General features: G+C 73.2%; 3 protein-coding genes and 1 pseudogene. 1 reads left to right on the top strand and 3 read right to left on the bottom strand.

Annotated features, from left to right (window positions below):
* A pseudogene (locus B7767_RS29275) lies at positions 1-196 on the top strand (NAD(P)/FAD-dependent oxidoreductase); the annotation flags it as partial.
* Positions 197-202: 6 nt separating this feature from the next.
* Here the strand turns inward: B7767_RS29275 and B7767_RS29280 are convergent.
* From B7767_RS29280 to thiE, 3 genes are all read right to left on the bottom strand, one after another.
* A complete protein-coding gene (locus B7767_RS29280) occupies positions 203-1,147 on the bottom strand; it encodes a hypothetical protein (RefSeq protein WP_085574790.1) in 945 nt (314 codons plus the stop codon).
* Positions 1,148-1,203: 56 nt separating this feature from the next.
* Positions 1,204-2,127 carry a methylenetetrahydrofolate reductase [NAD(P)H] gene (gene metF / locus B7767_RS29285; RefSeq protein WP_085574791.1) on the bottom strand — a complete coding sequence of 308 codons (924 nt, stop codon included), beginning with the start codon at positions 2,125-2,127 and terminating at the stop codon, positions 1,204-1,206.
* 169 nt (positions 2,128-2,296) lie between these two features.
* On the bottom strand, positions 2,297-2,962 hold the full coding sequence (gene thiE, locus B7767_RS29290) for a thiamine phosphate synthase (RefSeq protein ID WP_085574792.1): 666 nt from the start codon (positions 2,960-2,962) through the stop codon (positions 2,297-2,299).
* Between the last annotated feature and the right edge of the window lie 193 nt (positions 2,963-3,155).

Consider the following 3,155-nt stretch of genomic DNA (forward strand, 5'->3'; position numbering starts at 1 on the left):
CGGCGCGGTGCCGGTACCGGCGCTGGCCGCGGCGGGCGGGCGGCTGCTGCACCCGGCCAACAGCACCGGGCTGACGGGGCTGTTCACGGCCGGCGGCTGGTCCCACCCCGGCGGCGGGCTCCCGCACGCCGGGATGTCGGGGGCGCTGGTCGCCGGGCTGATCGTGGAGGGGCCGGAGTTCCGCGGGTCGCAGTGAGCGCGCTCAGTAGCGGTACTGCTCGTCGTACCCGCCGCCGTTGCCGTGCGCCTGTCCGTCGCCCTGGTACGGGTACGGCTGCTCGGGCGGGAGTTCACCGCCGTACGGGTCGTCGGCGGTGCGCTGCTGCGGGACCCACAGGCCGCCGGCCGGGGTCTCGCCGCCGTAGCCCTGCTGGGCGTACGGGTCCTGCCCGTAGCCCTGCTGGGAGTACTGCTGCGGGTCGGCGTAGCCGGTGTCGTACGAGGTGTTCCCGTAGGCCGAGTTGCCGATGTACGGGTCGGAGTAGGCCGCGTACTGCTGCTGGCCCGTGGTGTCGTAGCCCTGCTGCTGTCCGTAACCGGAGTAGTCGTAGGCCTGGTTGGGGTCGGCGCCCTGGGTGGCCGCCGCGTACTGGTCCTGGGACGGGGTCCCGTACCCGCTGTCGCCGCCGTAGACGCCGTAGGAGCCGGTGTCGTCGGGGATGGGCTGCGGCTCGTAGACGGCTGTGGTGTCGGCCGCCGGCCGGCCGGGGCGGGCGGCGGGGGTGAACACGTCGTCGCGGTCGTAGTCGTCGTCCGTGTGGTGGCCGGCCCGGTCACGGACGGTGTCGTCCTCGTCGCCGTGGCCGGCGCCGGACGTCTCCAGGCCGGAGACCTCCAGGGTCGGCTCCTGGCGCCCGCGGTCGCCGCGGCGGCCCTTGGCGGCGGCCAGCATCGGCGCGTTGACCGCCCAGCCGGCCGCGAAGCCGCGGCGGAACGACAGGGTCACATAGGTCTGGCCGACCGCGAAGGCCGCGGCGCCCAGCCCGATGACGACCACGGACGGGATCAGCACGCCGAGCACGACACCGAGGAAGCCGGCGAATGCGAGCAGCCGCCAGCGCAGACGCGCCTTGTACTGCAGCAGCACCTCACCGAGCAACCACAGCGCGACGACGCCGAACGCGATGTAGAGGACCGCCCAGCCCATGTACGCCCCTCTCCCAGTGGTCGCTACGCAGTGTGTCGTATATCCGTGCGACCGGTCTAGGCCCGCGGTGGGTGGTGCAGGCCCAGGTTCTCGTAGATTTCCAGGGTCGCCGTGGAGTTGTTGAGCGTGATGAAGTGCAGTCCGGGCACTCCCTCGGCCAGCAGCCGGGCGCAGAACTCCGTGGCGAACTCGATACCGATCGAGCGTACCGCCGCCGGATCGTCCTTCGCTGCGAGGATCCGCTCTTTGAGGGCCTCGGGGAACACGGCGTTACTGAGCTTTGGCAACCTCTCCAGCATCTTCACGCTGGTCACCGGCATGACCTCGGGAATCACCGGGGTCTCGCAGCCCGCCGCGTGGACTCGGTCACGCAGCCGCAGATAGGACTCGGGCTGGAAGAACATCTGGGTGATCGCGTAGTCGGCGCCGGCCCGGCACTTGTCGACGAAGTGGGCGACGTCGGCGTCCCAGTCGGCCGAGCGCGGGTGCATCTCCGGGAAGGCGGCGACGCCGACGCAGAAGTCGCCCGACTCCTTGATGAGCCGGACGAGTTCGGCGGCGTAGGTCAGTCCCTGCGGGTGCGGCACCCAGTCGCCCATCGGGTCGCCGGGCGGGTCGCCGCGCACGGCGAGCATGTTGCGGATCCCGGCGTCGGCGTACTGGCCGATGATGTTGCGCAGCTCGGCGACGGTGTGGTCGACCGCGGTGAGGTGGGCGACCGGGGTGAGGGTGGTGTCGGCGACGATCTGCTGGGTCTCCTTGACCGTGCCGGCGCGCGTGGAGCCGCCGGCGCCGTAGGTCACGGAGACGAAGTCCGGCGCGACCGCCTCGACCCTGCGCAGCGCGCTCCACAGGTTCCGCTCACCCTTGGGGGTCTTCGGCGCCGAGAACTCGAACGAATACGTCGTCTTGCCTGCGGCGAGCATGTCGCGCACGGTACGTGCGCGATCAGTCCTGGTGGATGCGGTTCCGAGGGCCATACCGGCAGGTTAGCCAGGGGGCGGCGGTCCCCCAACCGGATGCGGGATATTTGTCTGGAATGCCGATTTGTTGTCCACCCCTTGGACAAACCTGAGACGCGGAGGGGTCATCCCGGGACTCGCGGGGCCGTCCGGGGGCGCGCGGGGGTCGTCCGGGGACGCGCGGGGGTCATCCGGCGTCCGAGGGCGCCGCCTGCCGCAGCCGCTTCGCGAACTCGGCCGCCGCCGCGCCCGGGTCGTCCGCCTCGGTGATGGCCCGTACGACGACCACCCGGCGGGCACCGGCGTCCAGCACCTCGTCGAGGTTGCCGAGGTCGATGCCGCCGATGGCGAACCAGGGGCGCTCGGTGCGGAGGGCGGCGGTGTACCGGACGAGGTCCAGGCCGGGGGCGTGGCGGCCGGGCTTGGTGGGGGTGGGCCAGCAGGGGCCGGTGCAGAAGTAGTCCACGCCGGGCTGGACGGCCGCCGCGGCGGCCTCGGACCCGGCGTGGGTGGAGCGGCCGATCAGGACGTCGTCGCCGACGATCGCGCGGGCGGCGGGAACGGGCAGGTCGCCCTGGCCCAGGTGGAGGACGTCGGCTCCGGCGGCGTGGGCGACGTCCGCGCGGTCGTTGACCGCGAGCAGCTTGCCGTGCCGGGCGCAGGCGTCGGCGAGGACCGCCAGGTGCTCCAGTTCCTCGCCGGCCTCCATGCCCTTGTCCCGCAGCTGCACGATGTCGACCCCGCCGGCCAGGGCCGCGTCCAGGAACTCCGGGAGATCACCCTGCCGCCTGCGGGCGTCGGTGCACAGGTAGAGCAGGGCGCCGGCGAGCCGGGCGCGAGCGGTGGCGGTCACAGGAGGGTCCCCCAGGGTGTCGGCGGCGTACGGGCCCGGCGGGCCCGGTAGGTCGTGGGCGGGCGCCCCGGCCGTCACGGGCCGACGGAGCACACACCGCAACGGACCCTATGCCGCCGCGCGGACGACCGCGAGACGCCCTCCCGGGCCGCCCCGCCGTCCCGGGCACCTCGGGCCACCCGCCCGGCACTCC

Source organism: Streptomyces sp. 13-12-16, from assembly GCF_002114215.1.
Lineage (GTDB): Bacteria > Actinomycetota > Actinomycetes > Streptomycetales > Streptomycetaceae > Streptomyces.

Coding starts and splice junctions, on each gene's coding strand:
- B7767_RS29280 (WP_085574790.1), bottom strand. CDS start 1,147: ATGGGCTGGGCGGTCCTCTACATCGCGTTCGGCGTCGTCGCGCTGTGG.
- metF (WP_085574791.1), bottom strand. CDS start 2,127: ATGGCCCTCGGAACCGCATCCACCAGGACTGATCGCGCACGTACCGTG.